At 57.0% G+C, this 2,034-nt stretch carries 2 protein-coding genes and 1 pseudogene; all 3 read left to right on the top strand.

The features are described from left to right. Positions 1 to 105: 105 nt before the first annotated feature. Positions 106 to 447 (top strand): annotated as a pseudogene (locus BSIN_RS26880) (recombinase family protein); the annotation flags it as partial. A 3-nt stretch (positions 448 to 450) separates the two neighbouring features. After that, positions 451 to 1,554, top strand: coding sequence for a recombinase family protein (locus tag BSIN_RS00820; RefSeq protein WP_436968034.1), 1,104 nt, complete (start codon positions 451 to 453; stop codon positions 1,552 to 1,554). Then, complete coding sequence (locus tag BSIN_RS00815; RefSeq protein ID WP_089339210.1) at positions 1,532 to 1,963, top strand: ParB N-terminal domain-containing protein; 432 nt, start codon at positions 1,532 to 1,534, stop codon at positions 1,961 to 1,963. The genes BSIN_RS00820 and BSIN_RS00815 overlap by 23 nt, the downstream gene beginning before the upstream one ends. The last annotated feature ends 71 nt before the right edge of the window (positions 1,964 to 2,034 follow it).

The following is a 2,034-nucleotide window of genomic DNA, read 5'->3' as shown; positions in this document are numbered from 1 at the left end:
CGCGCTCGTTTCGTCTTGTTCATCTTCTTGACTCTCCTTGCTTGAGTTTAAACGCTCAGCAAGGGATTCGTTTTTCGGGGGCAAGCTCACTTTGCGTTCGCGACCGCGCGCAATCTTGAAATCGTCAAGATTTATGCAGACGAAGGGAAAAGCGGGCTGAGGCTCGATGGCCGTGATCAGTTGAAAGCACTGCTGCGTGACGTGGAATCAGGACAAGCAGACTATTCCGTCATCCTCGTATACGACGTGAGTCGCTGGGGCCGATTCCAAGATCCCGATGAAGCCGCGAGCTATGAGTTCGGGTGCAAGCGGGCTGGCGTACGTGTGTTGTACTGCGCAGAGCAATTTGAAAATGACGGGAGTCCGGTTTCAAACATCATCAGGGATGTAAAACGGACTATGTCCGGCGAGTACAGCCGTGAGCTGAGCGTCAAAGTACATGCCGGCCAAATGCGGCTTATCCAGCTTGGTGTGCGGCAAGGTGGTCCGGCCGGCTACGGTCTGCGTCGCGTGCTGATCGACCATACAGGTACTCGTAAGGCTGAGCTGAAACCTGGCGAACACAAGTCGATCCAGACCGACCGAGTGATCCTCGTACCCGGCCCGGTCGAAGAAACTGATACCGTACGCTGGATATACAGGGCATTCGTGGAAGACGGACTGACCGAATCGGAAATAGCGGCCTTGCTCAATCGCGAGGGCAAACTCACGGATCGCGGAACCGCTTGGACACGTGGCACGGTTCACCAGATCCTAATCAACGACAAATACGTCGGCGACAACGTCTGGAATCGCACATCCTTCAAGCTCAAGGAAGAACGGGTCAGAAATCCACCGGCGGCCTGGGTACGAGCAGAAGGCGCGTTCGACGCGATCGTCGACCGCCTGATTTTCAACGCTGCACGCCAGATCATCCTCGCACGCTCTTACCGGCTCACTGACGAAGAAATGCTGGCCGCATTGCGTCGTGTTCTGCTGCGACACGGCTACCTGTCCGGCATTGTGATCGACGAGACGACGGATTGCCCTTCGAGCAGCGCGTTCGCGGGGCGTTTCGGCAGCCTGATTCGCACATATACCTTAATTGGCTACACCCCGGATCGGGACTACCGCTATCTGGAAATCAACCGCCGTCTGCGAGAACTGCATCCGAGCATCGTTTCGGATGCAATGAACGCCATGACAGTCGCTGGGGCACGAGTAGAACGGAACTCGACAACCGACTTGCTGTGTGTCAACGGTGAATTCACGGTTTCGCTCGCCCTGTGCCGCTGTCGCACGACCGATGCGGGCACCAACCGTTGGCTTGTCCGGTTCGATACCGCGCTGAAGCCCGACATCACCATCGCCGTCCGTATGGCCCCCGATGCGCAGTCGATTCGAGACTATTACCTGCTTCCAGCCGTCGACATCTGGTCAGAACAGCTGCGCCTCGGCGACTACAACGAACAGGGCTTCGACGCCTACCGTTACGACGACCTGTCGATGCTCGTCTATCTCGGCCGCCGAGTGCCGCTACGGGGAGGTAATCATGAATGGCAACCCAGATCCTAAGCCAGTGCCACCTTCGTCGTCGGAGAAGATATTGCTGATTCCAGCTGACCGGCTGCGCGTACTCAATCCGCGCACACGCAATCCCCTGTTTTTTTCGCAACTGGTGGAGAACATCGCCGTGGTCGGGTTGAAGCGGCCGATCAGCGTGGCGCTTGGCGGAAAAGACAAGGAGGGCGACTGGTACGAGGTTCTATGCGGGCAGGGACGCCTCGAAGCCTTGAAACACTTGGGCGAAACAATGATTCCGTGCTGTATTTTCGATGCGCCGGAGGTCGATCGATTCCTGATTTCGCTAGCCGAAAACATCGCGCGTCGGCGGCATACGACCGAAGAACTGCTGAGCGGCATTCAAGTACTGCGCGCGAAAGGATACAGCTCGGAGCAGATTGCCTGTCAACGTCGGACGTAATTTCCCCAGAAGTGTCGAAGTAAAATTCCCCCACCCTGTTCGGACGGTGATCAGCCGGCGATGTGATCGGA

This window comes from Burkholderia singularis (genome assembly GCF_900176645.1).
In the GTDB taxonomy this organism is placed as follows: Bacteria; Pseudomonadota; Gammaproteobacteria; order Burkholderiales; family Burkholderiaceae; genus Burkholderia; species Burkholderia singularis.
Note: the sequence above shows the minus strand (reverse complement) of the source record. Positions and strands in the feature narration are given on the sequence as shown.